This window comes from Curtobacterium sp. MR_MD2014, assembly GCF_000772085.1.
Classification (GTDB): domain Bacteria; phylum Actinomycetota; class Actinomycetes; order Actinomycetales; family Microbacteriaceae; genus Curtobacterium.
In genome coordinates this window covers 255238-280642 of the sequence record NZ_CP009755.1, presented here as the reverse complement: position 1 = coordinate 280642, position 25405 = coordinate 255238, and the positions used below count along the sequence as shown (strand labels likewise).

The following is a 25405-nucleotide window of genomic DNA, read 5'->3' as shown; positions in this document are numbered from 1 at the left end:
CCGGCGGCCCGGCCGGGTTCCGCCGGTTCCGCAAGACGCAACGTCGGCGGCTGCTCGCAACGGTACAGCGCTGCGAGCAGTCGCCGTCGTTGCGTTTCGCGAGGGTGCGTCGTCAGCCGCGCAGGCGGTCCCGTTCGGCCGGCGGCAGGTGCTCGGTCGCGGTCGCCCGGGCCGCCGTCGACAGGAAGCGGCCGTTCCGCTCGAGGAAGGCCACGAGCGCCGGCTCCGAGGCGCGCTTCCCGGTTTCGCGGAGGACCCACCCGAGCGCGGACTGCACGGTGTCGCTGCGCTCCCGGACCAGCCGACCGGCGATCGCGAGCGGCACCTCGGCGTCCCCCTGCTTGACGAAGGCGAGCGTCGCGACGACGGCGATCCGGCGGACCGTCGCCACGTCGGACTTCGCGAGCGCGAACAGCGGGCCGGTCGAGGTGCCGACGAGCGGGACACCGACGAGCTCCTCGGCCGCGACGTCCACCAGGACCGTGTCCTCGAACCGCTCGGCCTTCGCCGCGGCGAGGTACTCGTCGGTCAGCTCGGGGTCGGGGTGCGCGCGCATCGCCTGCACCAGCAGCAGCACGGCGACCAGCCGCGCTCCCGCGTCCTCGCTCCACAGCAGCGCCGAGCGCTCCCCGGCGTCGACGTCGGCGAACCGTCGGGCGACGCGCCGGGCACCCGCGACGTCACCCGGGGTCCTGGCGAGGGCGGCGAGGACCGACTCGGCGTCGTGGCGCTGCATCCGCCCAGCCTAGGTCCGCGCAGAGCGGGGCTCAGCGGAACGAGAGCAACGACAGCGGGTCCTTCAGCGTGCCGTTCACGCGGGTCTCGACGTGCACGTGCGGACCGGTGGACTGCCCGGTGTTGCCCGACTTGCCGAGCTGCTTGCCGATGCCCACCATCTGGCCCTTGGTCACACCGATCTCGCTCAGGTGCGCGGTCAGGACGGTGGTCAGGCCGTAGGAGACGACGACGTAGTTGCCGTAGCTCGGGTTGTCGCGGACCACCGTCGTCACCGTGCCCCGACCTGACGAGTACACCGGGGTGCCGACCCGCACGGGGGCATCCGTGCCCTGGTGGTACCGGGGGACGTGCCCCGCCCCGCGGTCGTCACCGTAGCGGCCGGAGATGGTCGTCCCGTTCACCGGCCAGAGCAGACCGGTCACGGGCTTCGTCGACCAGGTCCGCGTGTCGGAGCCGCCGTACAGGACGACGTTCGAGTCGACCTGGACGAGCAACTGCCCGGCACCGCGCCCGTACGTGCGGGACGACCAGAGCGCTCGCCGCCCGCCCGCTGCGTAGACGACGAGGTTGCCGTCCGCCTGCACGGCGGCCCTCGCCCCGGGGTTGCCGAAGGTCTGCGACGACCAGACCGGCTTGCCGCTGACGTACTGCACCAGGTTGCCGTCCGTCTGCATCGTGAACGTCCGCGCCGCGCCCGGGTTCGATCGGAGCACGGTGCCGGGCAGGATCTCGTTGCCGGACCGGACGCTGCTCTGCGCGACCGTGATGCGCCAGAGCATGCCGTTGTCGGTCCTGCGCATCCGCAGCTCGCCGTCCGCGCGGACACCGAAGTCCTTCGACGCCCCGGCGGACCCCCACTGCGCCACGAGTCGACCGCTCCGGACGAGCGACAGGCGGCCGTCCTTCTGCACGACGGCTGCTGCGCCGTACTGCTCCGGGGTGTTCGACGCCCAGAGCACGACGTTGCCGATGCCGTACTCGACGAGGTTGCCGTCGCCCTGCATCACGAGTCGGAACTGCCCGTTGGTCGAGGTGATGGTGTCACCCGGCTGCAAGGTCGTGCCGGCCTTCACCGAGCCCTTGTAGGTGGTCGCGGCCTGCGCCGGCGACGCGGTGGCGACGAGTCCCGCGGCCGCGATGACGACGGCGGTGACGGCCGCAGCGAACTTCGCCCGTGCCCTGATCATGTGGTGGAACCCCTGCTCGTGGTGCCGCGGGCGTCGGACGCCGGCGCGGTGCGTGTCTCGGAACGGCGGGCCCCTGAAACCCACCGAGGGTCGATGTTCGCAGGAGGCCCTCGGTCGGGACAGCCCCCGGACCGGGGGCATGACACCGGGCGGGAATCGTGCAGACGAGCGCCGGCGGTCGGCGGAACTGTTACACACCGGAAACACACTGTGTACAAACGAGCGCTGTCAGTCGTGATTGTATGCAATCACCGCACTCCTGAGCGTGACCCCACAAGAGTCACCACGCACACCAGCAGCTCCAGGAACACGATGTCCCAGACTCCCGCTCGACGCCGCCGGACACTCCTCGCCGTGCCCGCAGTCGCCCTGGCCGCCTCGCTCGCGCTCACCGCGTGCGTGCCGGTCCAACGCTCGAAGGCCGGTGGCGCCACCGCCGGTACCGTCACGACCGTCGCGATCGGCGACCAGCAGGTCCGCGAAGGCGGTGACCTCGTCATGGCGCTCTCCGCCGAACCGGACCGGCTCGACCCGACCACCTCGTCGTCGCTGTACACCCGGTACGTCATGGAGACGATGTGCCAGAAGCTCTTCGACATCGACGCCGAGGGTGCGATCATCCCGATGCTCGCGACCGAGCTGCCGACGGTGTCGGACGGCGGGAAGACCGTCACGTTCCCGGTGCACACCGGCTACCGCTTCGCCGACGGCACCCCGTTCGACGCGGACGCCGTCGTGACGACGCTCGAGCGGAACCTGACGAAGGACGACTCGAGCCGGAAGAGCGAGATGGGTCCGGTCTCGGGCATCGACGCGGTGGACGACCACACCGTCCGCATCCGCTACTCGACCCCGTTCGCCCCGATCACCGCGGCGCTCGCCGACCGTGCGGGCATGGTCATGTCGCCGACGGCACTGGAGCAGGAGGGCGACGGGTTCGGGGACGCCCCGGTCTGCATCGGCCCCTACAAGTTCGTCGAGCGCGTGCCGCAGACCTCGATCACCGTCGAGCGCGACCCGATGTACCACGACCCGGCGAGCGCCCACTTCGACCGGATCACCTACCGGATCATCACCGACGCCAGCATCCGCGCACAGAACCTGAAGTCCGGGGACGTCCAGGTCGCCGACACGATCTCCACGCAGGACGTCGACGACCTGATGGAGCGGAAGGACCTGGAGGTCCTCCGCACCGGCTCCCTCGGCTACCAGGGCATCACGATCAACCTCGCCAACCAGGACGGCGTCGGCACCGACCCGGAGCCGCTCGACACCCCGCTCGCCACCGAGCGGAAGGTCCGGCAGGCCCTGTCCATGTCGATCAACCGCGGCGAGCTCGTGCAGAGCGTGTTCCGCGGGTGGGCGGACGTCGCGTGCTCCCCGATCCCGGACACGAGCGCCTTCGCGACCGACGCGAGCAAGGCGTGCCCCGAGTACGACCCCGACCGCGCGAAGGAGCTCCTCGAGGAAGCGGGGGTCGAGCAACCGTTCCCGATCGAGATGGAGGTGACGAACACCCCCGACACCGTCCGGTTCGCCCAGGCACTCCAGGCCCAGGCCCGCGCCGGCGGCTTCGCGATCACGATCACCCCGGTCGAGTACACGACGCTGCTCGACGACCAGACCCGCGGCGACTTCCAGGCGCTGCAGCTGGGCTGGTCGGGCCGTGTCGACCCGCACGGCAACATCGGCTCGTTCCTCGGCACCGGCGGCGGCAACAACTACCCGGGCTACAGCGACCCCGAGGTCGACGACCTCATCGCCCGGGCGGCGCAGGCCACCGACCAGCAGGAACGCGCCGACCTGTACGGCCAGCTGGTCACGAAGGTGCAGCAGGACGACCCGATCATCTACCTCTACCGGACCCGCAGCATCACCGGCGTCAGCTCCGACGTCGCCGGGGTGTCCACCTACGCCGACGGCGTGGTCCGGCTCAGTCAGGCGGCGTTCGTGGAAGGCAGCGACAAGTGACCCGGTACGTCCTGACACGGCTCTGGCAGGCGGCGCTCACGCTCGTCCTCGCCTCGATCGTGGTCTTCTTCGGGGTCCGGCAGCTGCCGGGCGACCCGGCCCTGGCCCTGGCCGGCGAGGAGGCGAGCCCCGAGCGGCTCGCCGCCGTCCGCGCCGACCTCGGCCTCGACGACTCCCTGCTCGTGCAGTACTGGCGCTTCGTCGTCAACGCACTGCAGGGCGACCTCGGACAGTCCACCCGCACCGGCACCCCGGTCACGGACCTGCTCGGCTCGACGCTCCCCGTCACACTGTGGCTCGCGCTCTACGCGATCGTGGTCGCGGTCGTCGTGGGGGTCGCCCTCGGCACCCTCGCCGAGCGCTACCGCGGCCGGTGGCCCGAGTGGATGGCGAACGCCGCCGCGCTCGTCGGCCTGAGCGTGCCGAACTTCTGGCTCGGCATCCTCGCGATCGTCTGGCTCGCGGCGGGCCTCGGCTGGTTCCCCGCCTCGGGCTACGTCCCGGTGACGCGGGACCCGCTCGGCGCGCTGCACCACCTGACGCTCCCGGCGCTCATCCTCGGCACGTCGCTCGCGGCCGTCATCATGCGCCAGACCCGCGCGTCGATGATCGAGACGATGAAGACCGACTTCGTCCGGACCGCCCGCGCGAAGGGGCTCAGCCGCCCGCGGGTGCTCTTCCGCTACGGCCTGCGCAACTCGATGATCGTCGTCGTCACGATCGTCGGCCTGCAGCTCGGTGGCCTCATCTCGGGCGCGGTCGTCACGGAGCGCATCTTCGCCCTGCCCGGGTTCGGCAAGCTCACGCTCGACGCCGTGTTCACCCGCGACTACCCGGTCATCCAGGCCGTCGTGCTCGTGATCACCCTGGGCTACGTCCTCATCAACTTCGCCGTGGACGTCCTGTACTCCGTCATCAACCCGAAGATCCGCGTCGGAGGCACCGCATGACCACCATCACCGCTCCCTTCGACCTGGGCTCGAGCCGCGGTCGCATCTGGAAGCAGGTCCGGACGAACCGGCTCGGCATGACGGGCGGCATCATGCTCGCCGTCGTCGTGCTCGCCGGGATCACCGCACCGCTCGTCGCACCGCACGACCCGACCGCGACGCACTTCGACCTGCCGTTCCAGGTGCCCTTCACCGTGGGCTTCGGGTTCGGCACCGACGACCTCGGCCGCGACATCCTGTCCCGCACGCTGTACGGGATCCAGGTCTCGCTCGTCGTCGGCGTGCTGTCGGTGCTGCTCGCCGTCGTGGTCGGCACCCCGCTCGGTCTGCTCGCCGGGTACTGGCGCTGGCTCGACGCGATCATCTCCCGCCTGACCGACGTCGCCCTCGCGTTCCCGTTCCTCATCATCGCGGTCGGGCTCGCGGCGATCAGCGGGCCGAGCCTGTCGAACGCCGTGATCGCGATCGGCATCTCGCACGTGCCGGCGATGATCCGCATCGTCCGCGGTGAGACCCTGCGGATCACGAGCGCCGACTTCGTGACGAGCGCGAGGACGCTGGACGCCGGCGGCGCGCGCATCATCGCGCAGCACGTCCTGCCGAACTGCGTCTCGGCGATCATCGTGCAGGCCACCGTGATCATGCCGGTCGCGGTGATCGGCGAGGCACTGCTGTCCTTCCTCGGGCTCGGCATCCAGCCGCCCACGCCGAGCCTCGGCATCATGCTCTCGGACGCGCAGCAGTACCTCGGCCAGGCGCCGTGGGCCGCCGTCGTGCCGGGGGTCGCGATCGCCGTCATCTGCCTCGGCTTCAACCTGTTCGGGGACGCCCTGCGCGACGCCCTCGACCCCACCGCCTCGGACCGGAAGTAGCACCAGCACCATGAGCACCAACCCCGCCTTCACCACCCCGCCGACGGAGACCACCCGTCCGGACCTGCAGGGCACCTTCGGGATGGCCGCGTCGACGCACTGGATCGCGACCGCGACGGCGCAGTCGGTCCTCGAGCGCGGCGGCAACGCCTTCGACGCCGCCGTCGCCGGCGCCTTCGTCCTGCACGTCGTCGAACCGCACCTGAACGGACCCGGTGGCGACGTGACCGCGATCTTCGCGACGGCGTCCGACAGGGCACCGACCGTCCTCGTGGGCCAGGGACCGGCCCCGGCCGGCGCGACGCCGGAGCACTTCCGGTCCGAGGGCCTGGACCTGGTCCCGGGGGCGGGCGCGCTGGCGGCCGCCGTCCCCGGTGCCGTCGACGCGTGGCTGCTGCTCCTCGCCGAGCACGGCACGTGGGAGCTCGCCGACGTCCTCGCCCCCGCGATCGGGTACGCCCGTGACGGCCACCCGGTCGCGCCCCGCGTGGTCGCAACCATCGCGACCGTGCAGGACCTGTTCCGCGACCACTGGCCGTCCTCCGCCGAGCGGTGGCTGCCGGGAGGCTCGGTGCCGGCCGCCGGGTCGATGGTGCGCAACGAGACCTGGGCCTCGGTCCTGGAACGGCTCGTGCAGGCAGGGTCCGGCACCGTGGACGGCGAGGGCGCGCGCGTCACGCGTATCGAGGCCGCCCGCACCGAGTGGGCCGAGGGCTTCGTCGCGCAGGCAGTCGACGCCTTCGTCCGCGCCCCGCACCGCCACGCGTCCGGCACCGACCACGCCGGGGTGGTCCGCGCGAGCGACCTCGCGGCGTTCCGCGCGTCGACCGAGCCCGCGACGACCGCGGAGTTCCGGGGCCACACGATCGCGAAGACCGGGCCGTGGGGCCAGGGTCCGGCGCTCCTGCAGACCCTCCGCCTGCTCGACCCACTGGACGACGAGCGGCTCGATCCGTCGACCGTCCTCGGCGCGCACACGATCGCCGAGGCGCAGAAGCTCGCGCTCGCCGACCGCGAGGCGTACTACGGCGACGGCGACGTCCCGATGGCCGAGCTGCTCTCCGACGCGTACTCCGACGCGCGTCGCGCCCTGATCGGTGACCGTGCGTCGCACGAGCTGCGACCGGGGTCGGTCTCGGTGCCCGCGGGTGCGATGCCCCCGCTGCGTGAGACGTACACACCGCGCGGCGAGTCGATCGCCGGTGTCGGCGAGCCCACCGTCCCCGGCGCCCGCGGCAACGCGGTGGCCGCACCGGCCGAGGATGCCCCCGTGCACGAGGACCGCGGTGAGCCGATCGTGATGGAGACGGGCGAGACCCGCGGTGACACGTGCCACATCGACGTCGTCGACCGCTGGGGCAACATCGTCAGCGCGACGCCCTCCGGCGGGTGGCTGCAGTCGTCGCCGACGATCCCGGAGCTCGGGTTCTGCCTCGGCACCCGCATGCAGATGACCTGGCTCGAGGAGGGCACGGCGTCCACGCTCACCCCGGGCGCTCGACCCCGCACGACGCTCACCCCGACGCTCGTGCTCCGGGACGGCGAGCCGGTGGTCGCGATGGGCAGCCCGGGCGGCGACCAGCAGGACCAGTGGCAGCTGCTCTTCCTGCTCCGCACGATCGTCGGCGGGTGGTCCCCGCAGCAGGCGATCGACGCACCCGCACTGCACACGACGTCGTTCCCGGGGTCGTTCTGGCCCCGCACCTGGACCCCGGGCGGCCTCGTCGTCGAGGACCGCCTCGGTGACGACGTCATCGCCGGGCTCGAGGAGCTCGGCCACGTCGTCACCCGCGCCGGCGACTGGTCGCTCGGCCGTCTGTCGTGCGTGACGCGCGACCCCGACACCGGCGTCATGGGCGCCGCCGCCAACCCGCGAGGAGCACAGGGCTATGCCGCAGGACGCTGAGGACCGGACCATGCACGACGGCGACACGACCACCGGGGCCGCACCGCGCCTCCAGACCGACCGGACCGACACCCTGCTGTCCGTCCGCGACCTGCGGGTCGCCTTCGGTGACCGCGAGGTCCTGCACGGCGTCGACCTCGACGTCCGCCGCGGCGAGCGCGTCGCGATCGTCGGCCAGTCAGGCTCGGGCAAGTCGACGCTCATCGCGGCCCTGCTCCGGCTCCTGCCGGGGGCCGGGCACATCACCGGTGGTGGGATCCGCCTCGGCGACGACGACATCGCCCACGCCGACGAGGCGCTCATGCGACGCGTGCGTGGCGCACGGATCGGGCTCGTGCCGCAGGACCCGTCGACGAACCTCAACCCGTCGATGCGGGTCGGCGCGCAGATCGCCGACGCACTGCGGGCCGGTGGGCTGCGGGGACGCGCGGCGATCCGGCAGCGGGTGGTGGCGCTGATGACCGAGGCCGGGATCCCCGAGGCGTCGCGGCGGGCGGACCAGTTCCCGCACGAGTTCTCCGGCGGGATGCGGCAGCGCATCCTCATCGCCGTCGCACTCGCCCGCCAGCCCGAGCTGCTCATCGCCGACGAGCCGACCAGCGCGCTCGACGTGACCGTGCAGCGGCAGATCCTCGACCACCTGCAGACCCTCGTCGACCAGCACGGCACGACGCTGCTGTTCGTGACGCACGACCTCGGGGTCGCGGCGGACCGGACCGACCGCGTCGTCGTGATGCTCGACGGCGAGATCGTCGAGCAGGGTGCGCCCGAGGCGATCCTCCGCGACCCGCAGCACGAGTACACGAAGCGGCTCATCGCGGCGGCGCCCGCGCTGTCCGGGGTCGCGCCGGAGCCCGTGGCCGCGGGCGAGCCGATCCTCGTCGTGTCCGACCTGGTGAAGGAGTACCGGCTCCGCGGTCGTGGTGCCGGAACGCTGAAGGCTGCCGACGGGGTGTCGTTCGCGGTGCGTCGCGGCACGACCACCGCGGTCGTCGGTGAGTCCGGCTCGGGCAAGACGACGGTCGCGCGGATCGTGCTCGGACTCGAGACGCCGACGTCGGGCACCGCCCTGGTCGACGGGAAGTCCATCGGGACCGCCCGTGGCGCCGAGCGGCGGGAGATCCGACGCCGGGTGCAACCGGTGTTCCAGGACCCGTACGGGTCGCTCGACCCGACCTCGACGATCGAGCGGATCATCGACGAGCCCCTGCGCGTCTTCGGCATCGGTGACCGGGCGTCGCGCACCGAGCGGGTCGCGACGCTCCTCGACCAGGTGGCGCTCCCCCGCGAGGTCGCGCAGCTCCGGCCGAACGAGCTGTCCGGCGGGCAGCGGCAGCGCGTCGCGATCGCCCGGGCGCTGGCGCTCGAACCCGAGCTGATCATCCTCGACGAGGCGGTCTCGGCGCTCGACGTCCTGGTGCAGGAGCAGATCCTGGCGCTGCTCGAGGAGCTCCAGGACCGGCTCGGGCTGAGCTACCTCTTCATCACGCACGACCTCGGGGTGGTCCGGCGGATCGCCGACGACGTCGTGGTGATGCGCCGGGGTGAGGTCGTCGAGCGGGGATCGGTCGCCGCGGTGTTCGACGACCCGCAGGAGCAGTACACGAAGGACCTGCTCGACGCCATCCCGGGCAGGGCCCTCGCCGAGGCGGCTGCGTGACGGCGTCCCGGGTGGGCGACCGGCGCGGTGTGGCACGATCGGCACCGTGCTGAACGGGACGAGCGTCATCGACGCCATCCGCCACGACATCGTGACCGGCGCCCTGCAACCGGGCACCCGGGTGACCGAGGCGTTCCTCGCGGAGCGGCACGGGGTCTCCCGGGTGCCGGTCCGCGAGGCACTCCGCGGGCTCGAGGGCGAGGGCTTCGTGGTGTCGCGCCCGAACGTGGGCTCGCGCATCGCCGACATCCCGTTCGACGAGGCCGACGACCTGTTCGCGGTCCGCGAGTCGCTCGAGACCGCCACCGCCCGCCGCGCCGCGACCCGGGCGCGCACGCTCTTCGACGCGGAGGCCCCGCCGGAGGACTGGTGGCGCGTGCGCCGCGAACTCGGGGCCGTCCTCGACGAGGGTGACGCAGCCGTCGAGCGGGACGAGCTCGACCTGCTCGTCGACCTGAACGAGCGCTTCCACCTGCTGGTCGCCGAGCTCTCCGGCAGCACGACGCTCGCGACCCTGCTCCGGCAGCTCTCGCGGAAGATCGAGTGGCTCTACGCGCTCGACACCTCGTCGCGCGGCAAGCGGCTGTGGCCCGACCACCGGCGCATCCTGGCCGCGATCGACGCGGGGGACGTCGAGCAGGCCGCCGAGCGGATGGCCTGGCACGTCCGCGAGAGCCGCATCGGGTACGCGGCGCGCTCCTCCCCGGAGCAGGCCGACGCCCTGCGGACCGCCGGCCCCGCGGTCTGACCGGCGCGACCCGCACGGGCCGCGCGGCCGAGGCTCGCGCATGCGGACACGTTCGCGGCCCAGTGGCCGCGAAACCGTCCGCCCAGCCGAGCCTCGGGCAGCCGCGGCGGCCGCCGCCGCCGCGGCCGCGGCGGCCGCGGCCGCGGCCGCCGCTACAGCGTCGGGACGACCACCGCGCGGCCGGACAGCTCGCCGGCCTCGAGCTTGCGGTAGGCCTCGAGCGCGTCGGACAACGCGAACCGCTCGACGTCGGGCTCGATCTGCCCCGCTCGGTACATCGCGACGACCTCGTGCAGGTCCTCGATCGTGCCCCAGTAGGTGTTCGTGATCGTCGACTCGTACGGCGTCGTGAAGAAGTCCCACTCGACGGTCCCGCCGGCGATCCCGACGACGGTCAGCCGTCCGCCGATCGCCATCGAGGCCTTCGCGGTCGCGATCGTCGGCGTCGCACCGACGAAGTCGAACGCGGCATCGACGCCCTTGCCGCCGGTGAGCTCGCGGATCGCGGTGGCCTGGTCCGGCCCGGCGGGGACGGTGACCGCACCGCGGGCCGCGGCACGGTCCATCGCGTCCTGCTTCGTGTCGGTCGCGATGACCGTGGCGCCGGTGAGCGCCGTGAGGATCTGCACGGCGATCTGCCCGAGACCGCCGAGCCCCACCACGAGCGCGTACCTGCCGCCGCCAGCCAGGTTCGGCATCGCTGCCTTGATCGCGTGGTACGGCGTGAGCGCGGCGTCGCTGAGCGGTGCCGCCGCGATCGGGTCGGCGTCACCGAGCGACACGAGGTTGCGCGCCGGGACGGTCACGTACTCCGCCATGCCGCCGTCCCGACCGAGACCGATGGCCGCGTACGGGTTGGTGGCGGCGTTCTCGCAGTAGGTGTCCTGGCCCTTCGAACAGGACGCGCAGTGCCCGCACCCGACCGGCCCGTAGACGAGGTAGGCGTCGCCCTCGGTGAAGCCGCTCACCCCGTCACCGACGGCCTCGACCCACCCGGAGGTCTCGTGCCCGAGGACGAAGCCGGGGGCCTGCGCGCCCGGCTGCCCCTCCTGGAACTCGCGGTAGACGGCGACGTCGGAGTGGCACGCCCCGGCACCGGCGACCTCGAGGAGCACCTCCCCGGGTCCCGGGACGGGCTTCTCGACCTCGGTCAGGACGGGGAACGTCCGGAACTGCTCGAACACGACGGCGTGCACGGGTTCTCCTTCGATCTCCGTCAAAACTACACCTGTTGCGCATCTCGGTCGCCGGACATCCTGCGTCTTCCCCGAGAGCCGGTTGCGAGAACGGTCGTTCTCCGGTTGACTGGCGTCGGCCCTGAACGGGGCCTCCCCCACACGAAAGGAGCGGCTATGCCCACGCGCACCGCACGCACCGCCTGGCAGGGCGGCCTCAACGACGGTTCCGGCCAGGTCGAGCTGTCGAGCTCGAAGGTCGGCACCTACGACGTCTCCTTCCCGAAGCGCGCCGCGGACGAGGCCGGTGGCACCACCAGCCCCGAGGAGCTCATCGCCGCGGCCCACTCGGCCTGCTACGCGATGCAGTTCTCCGCGATCCTCGGCGAGGCCGGCGGCACCGTCGAGGCCCTCGACGTCAAGGCCGACGTCTCGCTCGGCCCGGACAGCGCCGGCGGCTTCAAGCTCACCGGCATCACCCTCACCGTCAACGGTGAGGTCTCCGGCATCGACGAGGCCGCCTTCCTGAAGGCGGCCGACGAGGCCAAGGCGACCTGCCCGGTCTCCAAGGCGCTCACCGGCGTCGACATCGAGCTCAAGGCGACCTTCGAGCAGTAGTCGCGACCCCGGTACGGACTGGAGGCGCGGTGCCAGCTGGCACCGCGCCTCCCGTCCGTCCGTCGGTACGGTGGGGCGCATGCGCCGCCTCTTCCGCACCCGCACGCACGTCGTCACGTGGGTGGGCGCACTCGTCGCCCTCGTCGGCGTGGTGTTCCTGGCGGTGCGGCGACTCGACTCGTCCGGCTGGCTCGCGGGTACATCGGGCGGTGACTTCGCGTTCGTCAGCGGGGACCGCCCCGGACAGCTCGTCGCGGGGGCGGTCCTCGCCCTGCTCGGTGGGATCGTCGCGGCCGCCTGCGCAGCTCGCCTCGCCCGCACCTGGACGCTCCGGGGGCTGCTGGTCAGGATCATCGTGCTCGTCGCCGGCGTGGTCCTCCTCCTCGCAGCCCCGAACCCGTCGTTCGGGTGGTTCGCCTACGCGCCCCTCGCCGGCGAGACGATGCTGCCGATCCGGTCCACCGGACTGCAGCTGACCGGGCAGGTCGTCGTGCTGGTCGGCGCGGCCATCACCGCCTTCGCAGCCGGACGACTCAGCACGCAGGGCCGTCACTGACCCGTCATCGGCAACGTCCAGCGGACGTCCGGACTCGGGCACGAGCGGCTGGCACCATGGTCTGATGGCCGAGCAGTTCCTCCCCGGCGTCCCGCGGCCCGGGCGCCCACCCCGGCCGCGCGTCCGCAACCTCGCACAGCACGACATCCGCGACGCCCGTGCCCGCCTGCGCGGCACGATCTACGAGGACGTCACCCCGGACACCCGCCCGCGCGAGCAGTACTCGCCGGTGCAGATCGTCGACTTCTGCCTCGACCTGGCCGAGGTCATGCTCGCCTCCGGTGCGGACACCCGCAGTGTCGAGACCGCCGTCGTCGCGGTGTCCACGAAGTGGAACCTCGCGCCCCTCGACCTCGACTTCTCCGGCAGCTCGGTCACGCTCCAGTACGCCCCGGCCGACCACCCGCCGCTCGTCAAGGTCCGCACGGTGCAGTCCGACGGCTCCGACCTCGACCGGCTCGCGCGCGCGAACCAGATCGTCGACGACCTGGTGCACGGCGAGCGCGACATGACGAGCGCGGTGAGCGCCCTGGTCGCCGTCCTGCGGCTGCCGACCCGGTGGCCGACCTGGCTCGCCGACGTGGGCCTCTCGGTGCTCGGCACCTCGATCGCGATGCAGGCCGGCGGTGGTTGGCGCGCCGGTGTCGGCGCGTTCGTGCTCATGTTCGGGATCATCCTGTCCGGCCGCTGGCTGACCGGGAGGGGCTTCCCGCAGTTCTTCGTCTCCGGTGCGCAGGCAGCCGTCGCCTCGGCCATCGGCACCCTGGCGATCTGGGCCGACGTCCTGACCGCGACGGGTGCGGCCACGATGGTCGCCGCACTCGTCGTCCTGCTGCTGCCCCACGTGTCGCTCGTCACCTGGGCCCAGGACGCGATCTCCGGCTTCCGGGCCATGGCCGTCGCCCGGGCGTTCTACATCGTGCTCGTGATCGCCGCGATCGTCGTGGGGGTCCCGGCCGGCATCGCGGTCCTGCAATGGCTCAGCATCGAGGTCGACCCGTCCGGCATCGTGCTGCAACCGCTGCCGCTCTGGGCCTCGTTGTCGCTGACGGTCGTGTCCGCGGCGGCGAACTGCTTCGTGCAGCAGGCCAGTGCCCGGGTCATCCCCGTCGCGGTGGTGTTCTCGGTCACCGCCGGCGCGTTCCTCTGGGAGCTCCGGCACCTCGGCATGCCGCTGCTGGGAGCGACGTTCATCGCGTCGGTGCTGCTCGGCGTGCTGTCGACCATCGCAGCAGCCCGGATGCGTACGGCCGTGGCGGCGATCGCGGTGCCGGCGTTCTGCGGTGCACTGCTGCCCGGTGTCGCGGTGTCCGATGCCCTGCTGCACTTCATGTCGGGGGCGTCCGGCGCCGCGCTCGACTTCGTGGCGGCCGTCTCGGTGGCACTCGGCATCGGCGCGGGGCTCGTGCTCGGCGGTCTCGTGGCGACCCCCGGCGCGCGACGGGCCCTGCGGCGGGCGCGTCGGGTGACGGTGCACTCGGTCCACAACGACACGACGGCGATCCCCGTCCTGCGGGACACCGGGTACGACCCGGGCAACGGCTCCGTGCCGCGGGGCCACCGCCCGCGCTGAGGGACCACCCGGACACGAGACCCGGGCTGGGCGACCGCTCTCGTGCCCGGGAGCACGAGGAACGTCGCCCAGCCCGGGTCTCGGGTGGTGCGAGGGCCTCAGCCCTTGTCGGAGACGGCCTTCGTCACCGCGGTGGGGGCGTCGTAGTCGCCGTCCGGGATCCCCTTCAGGGCGTCCAGGACGTCACCGGGGGCGTCCTCCTTCTCGGCGGTCGCGACGATGTCCTCCTTCGAGGCGGGGTAGTCGATGCCGCTGAGGTACTTCTGGACCTGGATCGGGTTCGGTGCTGCCATGTCGGTTCCTTCCGTCGGAGCCTCCACGACTACGCCCGTGCGGCTCCGGGTCGACCCGGGTGACGCGCCTCGCGGCCAGGGGTCAGATCTCCCAGCTCCCGCTGTCGCTCCACGTCGAGAAGCGCTGCGCGGCCTGCGGCTCGTACCGCTCCATCCATCCGCGCTCGAGTCGGGCGACCGCACGGTCGAACGCCGGCACCAGGTCGAGCTCCGCGCGGAGCATCGCCTGCAGCTGGAGCCCCTCGTACAGCGCGATGAGCTGCTCGGCACCGCGACGGGGGTCCATCGTGTGGGGCGCGCGGCCGACGGCGATGTCGTGCTCCAGGCCGCGCCGGACCTGCGAGAAGAAGAGCTGGTAGCGCGACCGCAGGTACGTGGCCATGGGGTGCGCAGGGTTGCCGGCGACGGAGAGCAGTGCGACGAGCAGCCGCATGAGCGCGGGGTCCTCGGCGTTCGAGGCGACGATCGCACGCAGCAGGTCGACCGTGGGGCCGTCCCCGACCTCGTGTGCCACCGCCTCCAGTCGCGCGCCGTTCCAGCGGTCGACGGCGGCGAGCACGAGGCCGTCCCAGGACGGGAAGTGCTGGCGGAGCTCCTCCGTCGTGATGCCCATCCGCTCGGCGACCATGCCGACGTGGGCCTCGTGGAAGGGCACGTCGCGGAGGACGTCGACCGTGGCGCCGACGATCGTGATGCGCAGGTGCAGGGTGGCGGCCGCGGCGGCTGCCGCCTGCGTGTCGGCGCTGGTGTGTTCGAGCATCGTGCCCTCCGTCGTGCGGCGGACGTCCTGTCCGCACCTCCATCCAAGCGCAGTGGCGGGGGACACAGCATCCCCGGTACGGGTGTCAGCATGTCGGGGGACAGGCGACGACCCCGGAGCACGCACGCGGGCTGCCGTGCGACGATGCCGGGATGACCTCCGAAGACCCCGTCGCACAGGGCCTGGCCACCATGGCCTCCGCCGGCTACGAGTTCGGCGGCGACGACGAGCAGGTCGCGCACGACGTGCGGACCATGTGGGAGCAGCTCGGCTCCCCGGAGGGCGCGTTCGACGCCGCAGCACGCGCGATCGCCCGGCTGCCGCAACGCCCCGAGGTCCCGATCGCCGACCAGGCCCGCCGCCGCGCGTTCGAGCGCGCGATCGGGATCAACCCGGTCGAGGTCGAACTGACCGCGGCGATGTCCGCACGGGAGCTGCTGGAGCGGATGGCGCGCTCCGTCGCCTGCTGAGACGACGGACGGGCGCGCCCCGCTGAACGGCAACACGAAGCGTTGCGGGGCGCCCCGACCGATCCTGTGAGGGAGGCGCGGTGCCAGCCGGCACCGAGCCAGTGAGGGAGGCGCGGTGCCAGCCGGCACCGCGCCTCCCGTCCGTCTGCGGTGTGCGCGCGTCAGGCGACCCGTCTCACGGGGTCGGCATGCCGCCGTCGACGTGGAGCGTCTCGCCGACCACGTAGGACGACTCGCCGCTCGCCAGGAACACGAACGCCGGCGCGAGCTCGGCGGGCTGGCCCCAGCGGCCCAGGTAGGTCTGCTCACCGGCGGACGGGAGCGCCTCCGGCGGCTGGCCCCCGGCCGGCTGCAGCGGGGTCCAGATCGGGCCGGGAGCGACGGCGTTGACGCGGATGCCCTTCGGCGCGAGCTGTGCCGCGAGCCCCTTGGCCATGTTGTTCACGGTCGCCTTCGTGGCGGCGTAGTGCACGAGGTGCGGTGACGGCGCGTACGCCTGGATCGACGTCGTGTTGATGATCGTGGAACCGGGCTGCATGTGCGGCACGGCCGCCTTCGTGATGCGGAAGGTCGCGTAGGCGTTCGTCTTGAAGGTCTCGTCGAACTCCTCGTCCGAGATCTTCGTGATGTCGTCGACGTTCTGCTGCTTGCCGGCGTTGTTCACGAGGATGTCGAGCCCACCGAGGCCGTCGACGGTCTTCTGGACGAGTTCCTCGCAGAACGCCAGGTCCTTGATGTCACCGGGGATCGCGACGGCCTTGCGGCCCGCTGCCTCGATGAGGCCGACGATGCGGTCGGCGTCCTCCTGCTCCTCGGGCAGGTACACGATGGCGACGTCGGCACCCTCGCGGGCGTAGGCGATGGCGACGGCGGCGCCGATGCCCGAGTCGCCGCCCGTGACGAGCGCCTTGCGGCCCTGCAGGCGGCCCGAGCCGCGGTAGGTGTCCTCACCGTGGTCGGCGGGCACGTTCTGCGCCATCTCCTCGTCGGTGCCGGCACCCTGCAGGTACTGCTCGTCCGGCTTCTTGTCGGCGTACATCTTCGTGGGGTCCTGCATCGCGTACTGGTCGAGACCCGCCTGGTCGTTCTGCTGCTCCGTCATGGCCTGGACGGTACGCACCGGGGTACCGCTGTCCGTCCAGCCGGGTGTCCCCCGCGACGCGTCCGTGACACATCCCCAAGATCACGAACACGTGACGACCGGGCTGCGATTCGGTAACACCTGTCGTCCTGTCCGGCTCCGGGCCGTACGGTCGACTGGTGACTTCCCGCACTCTGCTCGCGCTCGGCGCTGCCGTGCTCGCCTTCGCGGCCGGCACGGTCGGGTCCGATGCCCTCGCGGCGGGGGGCGTGGCACCGGCTGCGGCAGCGGAGGACCGCAGCGACGTCGCGGACCCGGTCCAGCCGCTGATCCGGGTCACCGACCGCGAACTGCGCCGGGTGGACACGGTCGAGCTCGACGCCGAGTCCCTGGTCCTCCGGCACGCGGACGACACCGTCGCGGACGTCCCCATGCGCGACGCGAGGTCGACCGTCTCGCTGCTCAACCGGCTGCTCGGGACCCCGTCGCGCACGCAGACCGCGGTCGGTGACGGCGGCGCGTGCTTCCCGGCGGGGACGACCTACACCTGGGGCGGGGCGGTCCGCGTCGCGGCGCTCCGCACACCGTCCGCCGTCGGCAACGCGGTCGAGATCCGTGTCCTCAAGGACTCGGTACGGGGCCGGACCGGCGACCGGGTCGAGCTGACCGGTCCTGACGGGGTCCAGGTCGGCGACGACGTCGCGGACGAGATCGCGACGGCTCCACGCTCCGACAAGGTGTCGTTCGGGTCCGGCGACTCCCGGGCGTGGCAGCTGCTGCTCGAAGCCGGTTGGGCTCCCGACGAGCGTTCGACCGGCGACGACCCGACCGGTGACGACCCGACCGGGGACGACCCCCGCGCGGAGCACGACGACGCGACCGACGGTCCGACCCACGACACGGGCGAGGACGCGCAGGGCACGAACGGCGTCTCGGCGCTGACGAACGACACCGAGGTGACGGTCATCGGCTCCCCGATGCCGGTGCACGCGCGCCGGTCCTGCTGACGCGTCCTGCACTGCACGACGGCCGCACGGTCACGACCCGCGCGGCTCAGGCCACGCGGCTCAGGCCACGCGCAGGGACGCCACCACCGGGAAGTGATCACTCGCGGCCCACGTCTCCGGGCCGTCGTGGTCCATCACGACGCGCTCGGCGGTGACGTCGCCGCGGGTCAGCACCCAGTCGATCCGCTCGCCGGAGTCGACCGGTGCCTGCCACCCGTTGAAGGACGCGGTGCGGTCACCGGGGTCACCGGCGTCGGACCAGGCGTCCCGGTACCCGGCATCGGTGAAGACCCGGGACGCCGGACCCGCGCCCCACGGTTCGTTGCAGTCACCGGCGAAGACGACGGGGCCGTCGACCGGGGCGAGCCGCTCGACGACGAGGGCGGCGCTGCGCCGACGGACCTCGTCCCCGTGGTCGTTCTCCTCGTGGTCGAAGTGCGCGGTGAGGAGCGTGAAGGCGGCCCCCGCGGCGTCGAGGAAGCGCGCGTGGTTGGCGACCCGTGGGTACAGGCTCCCCCAGGTGTTCGACACCGGCTCGTCCGGGGTGTCGGAGAACCAGAAGGTCCCGACGTCGACGGGGCGCAGGCGGTCGCGGCGGAAGAACACCGCGGCGTGCTCCCCCGCGGATCCCCCCTCGCGGCCCTGCCCGACGGCGTCGTGGTCGGGCAGCCCCTGTCGGAGGGCGTCCATCTGGTGGTCGAACGCCTCCTGCACGCAGAGGACGTCGGGGTCGTGCCGTCGGATGACCTCGAGCACCAGCGGCAGGCGCGCTGGCCAGTCGTGCCGCGGATCCGGGTTCTTCACGTTGTAGGTCATCAGGGTGATCGGACGCGCGACGTGGCTCACCGGTCGACCCTACCGACACGCTCCCACGGGCGACCCCAGGGTGGTGAAGGGTGCGTCAGTTGATGCAGACGCCTTCCTCGCCGTAGGTCTTCACGTCGGTGGAGCTCGGCGTCGGCTCGGACTCCGCCGGCTTCGACGCCTCGGCCTCGGGCGCCTCGTCCGCCGGGGTGGAGGAGGCGTCGCCGGGGGCGGCCGGGGCGGTGACGGTGATGCCGTCGGACCCGAGGACGAGCGTGACGCCCGACACCGTCGTCGACCGCACGGCGACCGCACCGGGCACCACCGCGGCGACGGCCTTGGCCTGCGCCTCCTGCCCGGCGGGGTACTGCACCTGGGTCTTCTGCGTCGTGTCCGAGGACCCCGGCGTCCCGACCTGGAAGCCGCGGGCCGTCAGGTTCGCGGTCGCCGTCGCGGCGGCGCCGGTCGTCCCGCTGCCGTTCAGCACGGTGACCGTCGTCGCGGCGGGCTCGGCGGCCGTGGCCTTCGTGTACTCCTCCGGCTCGCCGACGAGTCCCTGCACGAACGCGGGCAACCCGACGGTGTCGACCTCGACGATGGACAGCGGCCGGCCACCCACCGTGATGGTCGGGGTGCCGAGCGTCGGGATCGTGGCGGACTGGATGTTGCCCGGGCGCAGGTTCCGCATCTGGCTCGCCAGCGACACCAGGTCGGTGTCCGTCTGGATGGAGCTCCCGACGGCGCTGAGGATGTTGTTCATCTTGATGGGGTTGAGCAGGGTGCCCGCGGAGAGCACCTTGCGGGCCTCCTGCGACAGGAAGTACTGCTGGCGCACGTTCCGGTCGAGGTCACCGTTCGGCAGCCCGTGCCGCTGACGGACGAACGACAGCGCCTGCTTGGCGTCGAGCTCCGAGGTGCCGGCCGGCAGGTCGACACCCGAGTACGGGTCGTTCACCGCGTTGTTCAGGCACACCTCGACCGGCCCGAGCTCCTTGACCACCTGGTAGAAGCCGAGCAACGACACCCGGACGTAGTGGTCGATCGTCAGGCCGCTGAGGTCCTGGATCGTCTGGATGAGCAGCTTCGCACCACCGGTGTCGCCGCCGCCGTTGAGCGTGCCGTAGTAGAACGCGCTGTTGAGCTTGCCCTTGCCGACGCCGGGGATCGGGACGTACGAGTCGCGCGGGAACGAGATCATCGTCGCCTGGGACCCGTCGGCGTTGATGTGCAGCACGATCATCGTGTCGGTGTTCGTCGCACCGCCGTCGTCCTCGGTGCTCAGCTCGGCCATCTGCTCGGGCGTCGCGTTGTCCGGACGGTGGTCGTCACCGACGAGCAGGATGTTCTGCGCCTGACCGTCCACGTCGTCGTCGTCGTCCGACCGCGGACTGATCGCGTCGATCTTCGTGACGCCGCTGTTGAGGCTCGTGAAGGCGAACGCGGCGTAGCCGCCGGTCAGCACGAGGCCCATCGCCAGGACGCCGGCGACCGCGGGGAGGACCACGCCGCTCCCACGCTTCTGGCGCCCGTGGCGCGGCGGCACGTGGCCGCGGCGGGCACGGCGCGTCGTCTGCTCGGGTTCGATGCTCACCCGGAAACCATAACGGCACAGCGTGGAACGGACAGGGAGATCCCTGAGGGTCCGTGCCCGACGCTGTACGCCCGGCGCTCGGTCAGTCGCGCGTGGGCAGGAGGTGGATCGCCTCCATCGCGAGTTCCGCGTCGATCGGCTCGCCCGCGGCGACGGCGTCACGGAGCTTCACGATCTCGGGTCGGATGACGTCGGTCGGGACGAGCTCGGTGAGCTCGGGCACGCGGAGCCGGAAGGCAAGACCATCGGTGGTCGAGCGGCACAGCTGCGCGAGCGAGGCGTTGCCGCAGGCCTCCACCCACATCGAGTAGATGTCCGCCCCCTCGCGCGCGACCTCGGCCTGCTGGTCGGCGTCGAGCCGCGCCAGGACGTCGTCGAGCACGGCGGTGACCCGCTCCCGCTCGGCGTCCGAGAACCGCGGGACGGCCAGGCGGACGACCCCGCCGTAGATGACGCCGAGCGTGCGGTAGGCGTCGAGCAGCTCGGCCTCGGTCGGTGCGGCGACGCGGGTGTAGCGGTTCGGCGCCATCTCGATGAGTCCGGCCCGTGCGAGTTCCGCCAGTGCTTCACGGATCGGGGTCCTGGAGACGCCGAGCCACGCGATGAGGTCGTCGTCGTTCAGTCGTTCGCCCGGTTCGAGCGTGCCGTCCATGATCGCGTCGCGGATCTTGTCCTGCACGGTGTCACGGAGCAGCTTGCGCTCTGCGGCCGGCTGCGTGGAGGGAACTGGCATGCCACCAGCGTGTCACATGTGACGCGCTGCGCGCGAGAGGCGCGACGGCCACCACGCCCGGCGCCCCAGGTCGATCACGAGCGCGGGGACGAGCAGCGACCGGACCACGACGGTGTCGAGCAGGACGCCGAACGCCACCACGAAGGCGATCTGCGCCAGGAACAGGATCGGGATGACGCCGAGCGCCGCGAAGGTCGCGGCCAGCACGATGCCCGCCGAGGTGATGACTCCCCCGGTGGCCGCGAGCCCGCGCAGGACACCCTCACGCGGGCCGTGCCGCAGGGACTCCTCGCGCACCCGGGTCATGAGGAAGATGTTGTAGTCGACGCCGAGCGCCACGAGGAACACGAACGCGTACAGCGGGACGGACGGGTCGACCCCGGGGAAGTGGAACACGTGGTCGAACACCAGTGCGCCGACGCCGAGTGCGGCCGCGAAGGACACCACGACACTGCCGACGAGGACCAGCGGGGCGACCACGCTGCGGAGCAGCAGCACGAGGATCAGCAGGATGACCGCGAGCACCACGGGGATGATGACCGAGCGGTCGCGGATGCCGGTGTCGTTCGTGTCGACGGCGGTCGCCGTGACGCCACCCACGACCGCGTCGGGGTCCACCCGCTCGACGGCGACGCGGAGGTCGCGGACGGTCCGTTCGGCGGCGCTCGAGTCGGCGGGGTCGGCGAGCGTGGCCTCGAGCAGGACGTCCCCGCGCGACACCGTCGGCTCCGCCGTGCCCGGGGCGGTCCGGGCGGCGGCGTCCGACCCCACGGGGACGGTCCCCGAGGGCGAGTCGGTGGAGGCGGCCACCACCCCGTCGACCCCGCGGACCGAGCGGACGGCGTCGACGAGGGCGTCCAGGTCACGCTCGGCGCCGATGACCTGGGCCGGGCTGCCGGAACCCCCGGGGAAGTGGTCGGCGAGGACCCGCTGGCCGTCCCGCGCCTGGGACGACCCGATCACCAGGTCGCTCTGCGGGACGCCGTCGGCACGGAGCCCGACGAGGCCGCTGCCCATCGCCAGGAGCGCCACGGTGCAGACGATCCAGACCGTGCGGGACCGACGCGCGACGAGGTGCCCCACCCGCGCCCACAGTCCGGTCGCGTCCGGACCGGTGGCCGGGCGGCCACCGGAGCCGAAGGCCGGGCGCAGGGGCCAGAACGCCGCCCGACGGAACGCCAGCAGCAGGGCGGGCAGCAGGGTGAGGGCGGCGAGCAGGCTGAAGGCGATCCCGATCGCGGCGACCGGCCCGAGCGCCTTGTTCGAGTTGAGGTCCGACAGGAGCAGGCAGAGCACCCCGACGATGACGGTCCCGCCCGAGGCGACGATCGGCTCGAACGCGCCGCGGAGAGCGGCCCGGGTCGCCTCCCAGCCGGTGCGGTGCTCGCGCAGTGCCTCGCGGTAGCGCGCCGTGTAGAGGAGCGCGTAGTCCGTCGCGGCGCCGATCACGAGGATCGACAGGATGCCCTGCACCTGCCCGTTGACCGTCACGACCCCCGCCTTCGCCAGGGCGTACACCACGAGGATCGAGGCGCACAGGGCGAAGGTCGCCGTCCCGAGCACCAGGAACGGCAGCAGCGGCGACCGGTAGACCACGATCAGGATGACGAACACGGCGGCGAGTGCCACCCCGAGCAGCAGGCCGTCGATGCCCGCGAACGCCTCGGTCAGGTCGGCCGTGAAGCCCGCCGGACCGGTGACGTACCCGGAGACGCCGGCGGGCAGCGCCTCGTCCACCGTGGCCCGGATGGCCGAGATGGCGTCTCCGGTCTCCGCGTCCTCGGTCAGTGTCGCGACGATCTCGGCGGCGTCGCCGTCCTCGCTCGTGATCACGGGGCTCGTGCCCTGCACGTCGTCGCGCTCGCCGATGGTGTCGGCGATCCGACGGGCCGCAGCGAGGTCGTCGGGCGTCAGGCCGCCGTCGCGGTCGAGGACGACGATGGCGGGTGCCCCCGAGGCCTGTCGGAAGTCGGCGGCACGCTCCTGCACCTTCGTCGCGTCGGCCGAGGCCGGCAGGAACGACGTCTGGTCGTTCGTGGCGACCTCGGAGATCTTCCCGAAGACGGGACCGCCGACGCCGGCCACGACGAGCCAGACGAGGATGACGAGCGCGGGCAGGACGATGCGGAGGAACCGGGACACGTCGGTGAGCGTACACCGATCGTCAGCATGCTGACTATCTCCGTGTCGACGCCGCCCGGAGGACCCGCCCGTAGACTCCGATCATGCACGAACCCGCGGAGCAGTGGCCGCTCGGACGCCTGCTCTCCGCCGCGGCGCGTGCCGTCGAGCGGGAGTGGGACGAGCGACTCCGGGCGATCGGGCTGACCCACGCCGCCCTCGTCGCGATCGACATCCTGCTGCGGACCGGCCCGACGGGCGCGGACACCATCGCCAGGACCGCTCGCGTGCAGCCCCAGACCATGTCGCGGACCCTCGAGCGGGCCGAACGGGACGGTCTGGTCGAGCGGACCGCCCACCCGGAGGACCGCCGGCGTCGCGTGGTGTCCGTCACCGACGAGGGTCGCCGCGCATGGGAGACCGCACAGCACATCGAGCGGGAGGTCCTCCCCGAGGACGCGGAGCTCCGCCGGCAGCTGACCGGCGTGCTGCACCGCTCGTGACACTGAAATACCAAATGCTGTAGACTCTCCGGGTCGGCGCAGGGCCGACCCGACCCGAGGAGTCCCGATGTCCGAGCGTCGCGCCGCCCGAGCCGCGGCAGCAGCAACAGCAAGAACGGCCCGGAGGCGGCGCAGGCACCCCGCGCTCGTCGCGCTGGTCGCCACCACCGGCACCCTGGTCGGCATCGCCACCCTGCTCGCGGTCGTCGCAGCGGTCTTCGTCGGCAGTCTGACCCGGAGCTTCGACGACCACACCGAGGCGATCGCGGACCCCTTCCCCGCCGGCGACCGGCCCGCACCTTCCGGCGGCGCCGAGGACATCCTGCTCATCGGCTCCGACTCGCGGGCCGGACTGGCCGACGGCGACCAGACCGCCGGCGGGCGGTCGGACACGCTGATGCTCGCCCACGTGCCCGCCGACCGCCGCCACGTGTACCTCATGTCGATCATGCGCGACTCGTGGGTCGAGGTCCCCGGCCACGGCCGGGCCAAGATCAACGCCGCGTACTCCTGGGGCGGCATCCCGCTCACGGTGCAGACGGTCGAGCAGCTGCTCGACGTCCGGATCGACCACGTCGCCGAGGTCGACCTCGCCGGGTTCGCCGACATGACGGACGCACTGGGCGGCGTGACGGTGCAGTCACCGCAGGACTTCACGGCGCGGGGCCACCACTTCGTCAGCGGTGCGAACCGGCTCGACGGCGAACAGGCCCTGGCCTTCGTGCGGGAGCGGTACGCGTTCGCCGACGCCGACCACACACGCGTCCGGAACCAGCAGGCGTTCCTGCGCGGGGTGTTCGACCAGGCCCTGTCGCGCGGCACCCTGACGCACCCGGGGCGACTGCAGGAGTTCGTCACCGCGACGAGCGAGCACCTGGCGGTGGACCCCGGGCTCGACGCGGCGACGATCGTCCGTCTCGGGTGGTCCCTGCGCGGGGTCCGACCGGACGACCTGGTCACGTTCACGATGCCGACCGCGGGCAGCGGGACGACCCCCGACGGCCAGTCGTTCGTCCGGTTGGACGACCACGACCGCGCCGCGATCTCGAGCGCCCTGCGGTCCGACGACCTGCAGCGGTGGCTCGAGGATCGCCCGAGCTGACGGTCGCGCCGGCGAGTCCCGGACAGCACGAGACCCCCGCGGCAGGTGCCACGGGGGTCTCGTGTCGGATCGGGAGGTCGATCAGGCGGGGAGCTGGAGCTCCTGGCCGGCGTAGATCAGGTTCGCGTCGTCGATCGTCGATGTGTTCGCGGCCCACAGCTTCATGTAGCCACCGTCGATGTTCAGCTTCGTCGCGATCTTGTCGAGCGTGTCGCCCGACTCGATCGTGTACGTCTTGCCGCTCGTCGCGACCGCGGCCGGCTTGCTCGACACGGCCGCCTTCGGAGCGGCCTGCGTGGTCGCCTTCGGTGCGGCCGGCGTGGTCGCCTTCGGTGCAGCCTGCTGCGGCGCGGCCTGCTGCGGTGCAGCCTGCTGCGGCGCGGCAGGGGCCGGAGCGGCGGCCTGCGGAGCGGCACCCGTGGTCCCGCTCAGTCCGAGCTTCGCGGAGCAGGCCGGCCATGCACCCCAGCCCTGGGACGCGAGGACGCGCTCGGCGACGGCGATCTGGGCCTCGCGGCTCGCGGAGGCCGGGTTGCCGGCGCCGCCGTTCGCCTGCCAGGTGCCGAGGTTGAACTGCAGGCCACCGTAGTAGCCGTTGCCGGTGTTGATGGCCCAGTTGCCACCGGACTCGCACTGTGCGAGGGCGTCCCAGGTCGAACCGGATGCGGCGTTCGCGGGCGCTGCCGCCAGGCCGACACCGGTCGCGGCGATGCCGGCGAAGGCCAGGCCACCGACGATGGTGCGGGTACGGGAAAGCTTCTTCATGGTTGATCGCTCCACCGGGACCACGGACCTGGCGCCCGCCTGAGCGGACCCGGTCGCCACTGCCCGTCCCGACCGATCGCGGTCATGTTGTGGGGTGCGCCGCCGGGGGCAGTGGTCTCGTGCCGGTGGCGCTGGTCGGCAACCATAGGAAATTCGTGACTGTTATCAAACCGAGACAATGAGTTCTACCCGTGAGTGCTATGTCCCCCACCGGTCTTCCT

The 25405-nt window shown here is 72.4% G+C and carries 24 protein-coding genes; 13 read left to right on the top strand and 11 right to left on the bottom strand.

All coding sequences use genetic code 11. From position 1 onward, the window contains the following. Nucleotides 1–112: 112 nt before the first annotated feature. Together NI26_RS01410 and NI26_RS01405 are read right to left on the bottom strand one after the other, a co-directional pair. Entirely contained in the window at nucleotides 113–736 is a 624-nt protein-coding gene (locus NI26_RS01410; protein WP_066651638.1) for a DNA alkylation repair protein, read from the bottom strand. Nucleotides 737–767: 31 nt separating this feature from the next. Then, entirely contained in the window at nucleotides 768–1925 is a 1158-nt protein-coding gene (locus NI26_RS01405) for a peptidoglycan DD-metalloendopeptidase family protein (protein WP_066651637.1), read from the bottom strand. Between the two features lie 354 nt (nucleotides 1926–2279). On the opposite strand from NI26_RS01405, the gene NI26_RS01400 reads away from it, so the two are divergent. The 6 genes from NI26_RS01400 to NI26_RS01375 are packed head-to-tail and all read left to right on the top strand — an operon-like array spanning nucleotide 2280 to nucleotide 10032. After that, nucleotides 2280–3896, top strand: a complete 1617-nt coding sequence (locus tag NI26_RS01400) for an ABC transporter substrate-binding protein (protein WP_235426421.1) — start codon at nucleotides 2280–2282, stop codon at nucleotides 3894–3896. Continuing rightward, nucleotides 3893–4846, top strand: coding sequence for an ABC transporter permease (locus NI26_RS01395; protein WP_066651635.1), 954 nt, complete (start codon nucleotides 3893–3895; stop codon nucleotides 4844–4846). Before NI26_RS01400 ends, NI26_RS01395 begins: the two co-directional genes overlap by 4 nt. After that, nucleotides 4843–5718, top strand: coding sequence for an ABC transporter permease (locus NI26_RS01390; protein WP_066651633.1), 876 nt, complete (start codon nucleotides 4843–4845; stop codon nucleotides 5716–5718). Before NI26_RS01395 ends, NI26_RS01390 begins: the two co-directional genes overlap by 4 nt. A 10-nt stretch (nucleotides 5719–5728) precedes the next feature. Further along, nucleotides 5729–7624, top strand: a complete 1896-nt coding sequence (locus NI26_RS01385) for a gamma-glutamyltransferase family protein (RefSeq protein WP_066651631.1) — start codon at nucleotides 5729–5731, stop codon at nucleotides 7622–7624. Nucleotides 7625–7634: 10 nt separating this feature from the next. Beyond that, nucleotides 7635–9284, top strand: a complete 1650-nt coding sequence (locus NI26_RS01380; protein ID WP_066657628.1) for a dipeptide ABC transporter ATP-binding protein — start codon at nucleotides 7635–7637, stop codon at nucleotides 9282–9284. 46 nt (nucleotides 9285–9330) lie between these two features. Further along, nucleotides 9331–10032 carry a GntR family transcriptional regulator gene (locus NI26_RS01375; RefSeq protein WP_235426420.1) on the top strand — a complete coding sequence of 234 codons (702 nt, stop codon included), beginning with the start codon at nucleotides 9331–9333 and terminating at the stop codon, nucleotides 10030–10032. Nucleotides 10033–10184: 152 nt separating this feature from the next. On the opposite strand, the gene NI26_RS01370 is transcribed toward NI26_RS01375, so the two are convergent. Then, a complete protein-coding gene (locus tag NI26_RS01370; RefSeq protein ID WP_066651629.1) occupies nucleotides 10185–11228 on the bottom strand; it encodes an NAD(P)-dependent alcohol dehydrogenase in 1044 nt (347 codons plus the stop codon). 156 nt (nucleotides 11229–11384) lie between these two features. On the opposite strand from NI26_RS01370, the gene NI26_RS01365 reads away from it, so the two are divergent. The 3 genes from NI26_RS01365 to NI26_RS01355 all read left to right on the top strand — a co-directional run bounded on the left by NI26_RS01365 (nucleotide 11385) and on the right by NI26_RS01355 (nucleotide 13954). Then, nucleotides 11385–11825, top strand: coding sequence for an OsmC family peroxiredoxin (locus NI26_RS01365; RefSeq protein WP_066651628.1), 441 nt, complete (start codon nucleotides 11385–11387; stop codon nucleotides 11823–11825). Nucleotides 11826–11904: 79 nt separating this feature from the next. Beyond that, the gene (locus NI26_RS01360) at nucleotides 11905–12381 is read left to right on the top strand and encodes a hypothetical protein (RefSeq protein WP_066651627.1); all 477 of its coding nucleotides are present in this window, start codon (nucleotides 11905–11907) and stop codon (nucleotides 12379–12381) included. Nucleotides 12382–12445: 64 nt separating this feature from the next. After that, nucleotides 12446–13954, top strand: coding sequence for a threonine/serine ThrE exporter family protein (locus NI26_RS01355; RefSeq protein ID WP_066651626.1), 1509 nt, complete (start codon nucleotides 12446–12448; stop codon nucleotides 13952–13954). Between the two features lie 98 nt (nucleotides 13955–14052). On the opposite strand, the gene NI26_RS01350 is transcribed toward NI26_RS01355, so the two are convergent. Together NI26_RS01350 and NI26_RS01345 are read right to left on the bottom strand one after the other, a co-directional pair. Beyond that, nucleotides 14053–14247: a DUF2795 domain-containing protein gene (locus tag NI26_RS01350; protein WP_066651621.1), complete on the bottom strand. Its 195-nt coding sequence runs from the start codon at nucleotides 14245–14247 to the stop codon at nucleotides 14053–14055. Between the two features lie 82 nt (nucleotides 14248–14329). Then, the gene (locus NI26_RS01345; RefSeq protein ID WP_066651619.1) at nucleotides 14330–15007 is read right to left on the bottom strand and encodes a TetR/AcrR family transcriptional regulator; all 678 of its coding nucleotides are present in this window, start codon (nucleotides 15005–15007) and stop codon (nucleotides 14330–14332) included. Nucleotides 15008–15159: 152 nt separating this feature from the next. Between NI26_RS01345 and NI26_RS01340 the strand changes: the two genes are divergently transcribed. Beyond that, nucleotides 15160–15477, top strand: coding sequence for a hypothetical protein (locus tag NI26_RS01340; protein WP_066651617.1), 318 nt, complete (start codon nucleotides 15160–15162; stop codon nucleotides 15475–15477). Between the two features lie 175 nt (nucleotides 15478–15652). Here NI26_RS01340 and NI26_RS01335 read toward each other — a convergent pair whose 3' ends face one another. Beyond that, complete coding sequence (locus NI26_RS01335) at nucleotides 15653–16579, bottom strand: SDR family oxidoreductase (protein ID WP_066651615.1); 927 nt, start codon at nucleotides 16577–16579, stop codon at nucleotides 15653–15655. 158 nt (nucleotides 16580–16737) lie between these two features. Here NI26_RS01335 and NI26_RS01330 point away from each other — a divergent pair, with 158 nt between their 5' ends. Then, nucleotides 16738–17565: a hypothetical protein gene (locus NI26_RS01330; RefSeq protein WP_066651613.1), complete on the top strand. Its 828-nt coding sequence runs from the start codon at nucleotides 16738–16740 to the stop codon at nucleotides 17563–17565. Nucleotides 17566–17625: 60 nt separating this feature from the next. Here NI26_RS01330 and NI26_RS01325 read toward each other — a convergent pair whose 3' ends face one another. From NI26_RS01325 to NI26_RS01310, 4 genes are all read right to left on the bottom strand, one after another. Then, nucleotides 17626–18411, bottom strand: a complete 786-nt coding sequence (locus NI26_RS01325; protein ID WP_066651611.1) for an endonuclease/exonuclease/phosphatase family protein — start codon at nucleotides 18409–18411, stop codon at nucleotides 17626–17628. A 55-nt stretch (nucleotides 18412–18466) separates the two neighbouring features. Further along, nucleotides 18467–19960, bottom strand: a complete 1494-nt coding sequence (locus tag NI26_RS01320) for an LCP family protein (protein WP_066651609.1) — start codon at nucleotides 19958–19960, stop codon at nucleotides 18467–18469. A gap of 82 nt (nucleotides 19961–20042) precedes the next feature. Continuing rightward, the gene (locus NI26_RS01315; RefSeq protein WP_066651607.1) at nucleotides 20043–20693 is read right to left on the bottom strand and encodes a GntR family transcriptional regulator; all 651 of its coding nucleotides are present in this window, start codon (nucleotides 20691–20693) and stop codon (nucleotides 20043–20045) included. Nucleotides 20694–20705: 12 nt separating this feature from the next. Further along, nucleotides 20706–22835 (bottom strand): MMPL family transporter, encoded by a 2130-nt coding sequence (locus tag NI26_RS01310; RefSeq protein WP_066651605.1) that lies wholly within the window; start codon nucleotides 22833–22835, stop codon nucleotides 20706–20708. A gap of 83 nt (nucleotides 22836–22918) precedes the next feature. On the opposite strand from NI26_RS01310, the gene NI26_RS01305 reads away from it, so the two are divergent. Continuing rightward, nucleotides 22919–23317: a MarR family winged helix-turn-helix transcriptional regulator gene (locus NI26_RS01305; protein ID WP_066651603.1), complete on the top strand. Its 399-nt coding sequence runs from the start codon at nucleotides 22919–22921 to the stop codon at nucleotides 23315–23317. A 67-nt stretch (nucleotides 23318–23384) separates the two neighbouring features. Further along, nucleotides 23385–24419 carry an LCP family protein gene (locus tag NI26_RS01300; RefSeq protein WP_066651601.1) on the top strand — a complete coding sequence of 345 codons (1035 nt, stop codon included), beginning with the start codon at nucleotides 23385–23387 and terminating at the stop codon, nucleotides 24417–24419. Between the two features lie 81 nt (nucleotides 24420–24500). Here NI26_RS01300 and NI26_RS17310 read toward each other — a convergent pair whose 3' ends face one another. Next, complete coding sequence (locus NI26_RS17310) at nucleotides 24501–25184, bottom strand: LysM peptidoglycan-binding domain-containing protein (RefSeq protein WP_066651599.1); 684 nt, start codon at nucleotides 25182–25184, stop codon at nucleotides 24501–24503. Nucleotides 25185–25405: the final 221 nt, after the last annotated feature.

What these genes read in the sequence shown, in the direction of transcription:
- NI26_RS01335 (WP_066651615.1), bottom strand. Translation starts at nt 16,579, where the DNA reads ATGACGGAGCAGCAGAACGACCAGGCGGGTCTCGACCAGTACGCGATG.
- NI26_RS01355 (WP_066651626.1), top strand. Translation starts at nt 12,446, where the DNA reads ATGGCCGAGCAGTTCCTCCCCGGCGTCCCGCGGCCCGGGCGCCCACCC.
- NI26_RS01340 (WP_066651617.1), top strand. Translation starts at nt 15,160, where the DNA reads ATGACCTCCGAAGACCCCGTCGCACAGGGCCTGGCCACCATGGCCTCC.
- NI26_RS01385 (WP_066651631.1), top strand. Translation starts at nt 5,729, where the DNA reads ATGAGCACCAACCCCGCCTTCACCACCCCGCCGACGGAGACCACCCGT.
- NI26_RS01350 (WP_066651621.1), bottom strand. Translation starts at nt 14,247, where the DNA reads ATGGCAGCACCGAACCCGATCCAGGTCCAGAAGTACCTCAGCGGCATC.
- NI26_RS01390 (WP_066651633.1), top strand. Translation starts at nt 4,843, where the DNA reads ATGACCACCATCACCGCTCCCTTCGACCTGGGCTCGAGCCGCGGTCGC.
- NI26_RS17310 (WP_066651599.1), bottom strand. Translation starts at nt 25,184, where the DNA reads ATGAAGAAGCTTTCCCGTACCCGCACCATCGTCGGTGGCCTGGCCTTC.
- NI26_RS01315 (WP_066651607.1), bottom strand. Translation starts at nt 20,693, where the DNA reads ATGCCAGTTCCCTCCACGCAGCCGGCCGCAGAGCGCAAGCTGCTCCGT.
- NI26_RS01410 (WP_066651638.1), bottom strand. Translation starts at nt 736, where the DNA reads ATGCAGCGCCACGACGCCGAGTCGGTCCTCGCCGCCCTCGCCAGGACC.
- NI26_RS01345 (WP_066651619.1), bottom strand. Translation starts at nt 15,007, where the DNA reads ATGCTCGAACACACCAGCGCCGACACGCAGGCGGCAGCCGCCGCGGCC.
- NI26_RS01360 (WP_066651627.1), top strand. Translation starts at nt 11,905, where the DNA reads ATGCGCCGCCTCTTCCGCACCCGCACGCACGTCGTCACGTGGGTGGGC.
- NI26_RS01365 (WP_066651628.1), top strand. Translation starts at nt 11,385, where the DNA reads ATGCCCACGCGCACCGCACGCACCGCCTGGCAGGGCGGCCTCAACGAC.
- NI26_RS01405 (WP_066651637.1), bottom strand. Translation starts at nt 1,925, where the DNA reads ATGATCAGGGCACGGGCGAAGTTCGCTGCGGCCGTCACCGCCGTCGTC.
- NI26_RS01305 (WP_066651603.1), top strand. Translation starts at nt 22,919, where the DNA reads ATGCACGAACCCGCGGAGCAGTGGCCGCTCGGACGCCTGCTCTCCGCC.
- NI26_RS01300 (WP_066651601.1), top strand. Translation starts at nt 23,385, where the DNA reads ATGTCCGAGCGTCGCGCCGCCCGAGCCGCGGCAGCAGCAACAGCAAGA.
- NI26_RS01380 (WP_066657628.1), top strand. Translation starts at nt 7,635, where the DNA reads ATGCACGACGGCGACACGACCACCGGGGCCGCACCGCGCCTCCAGACC.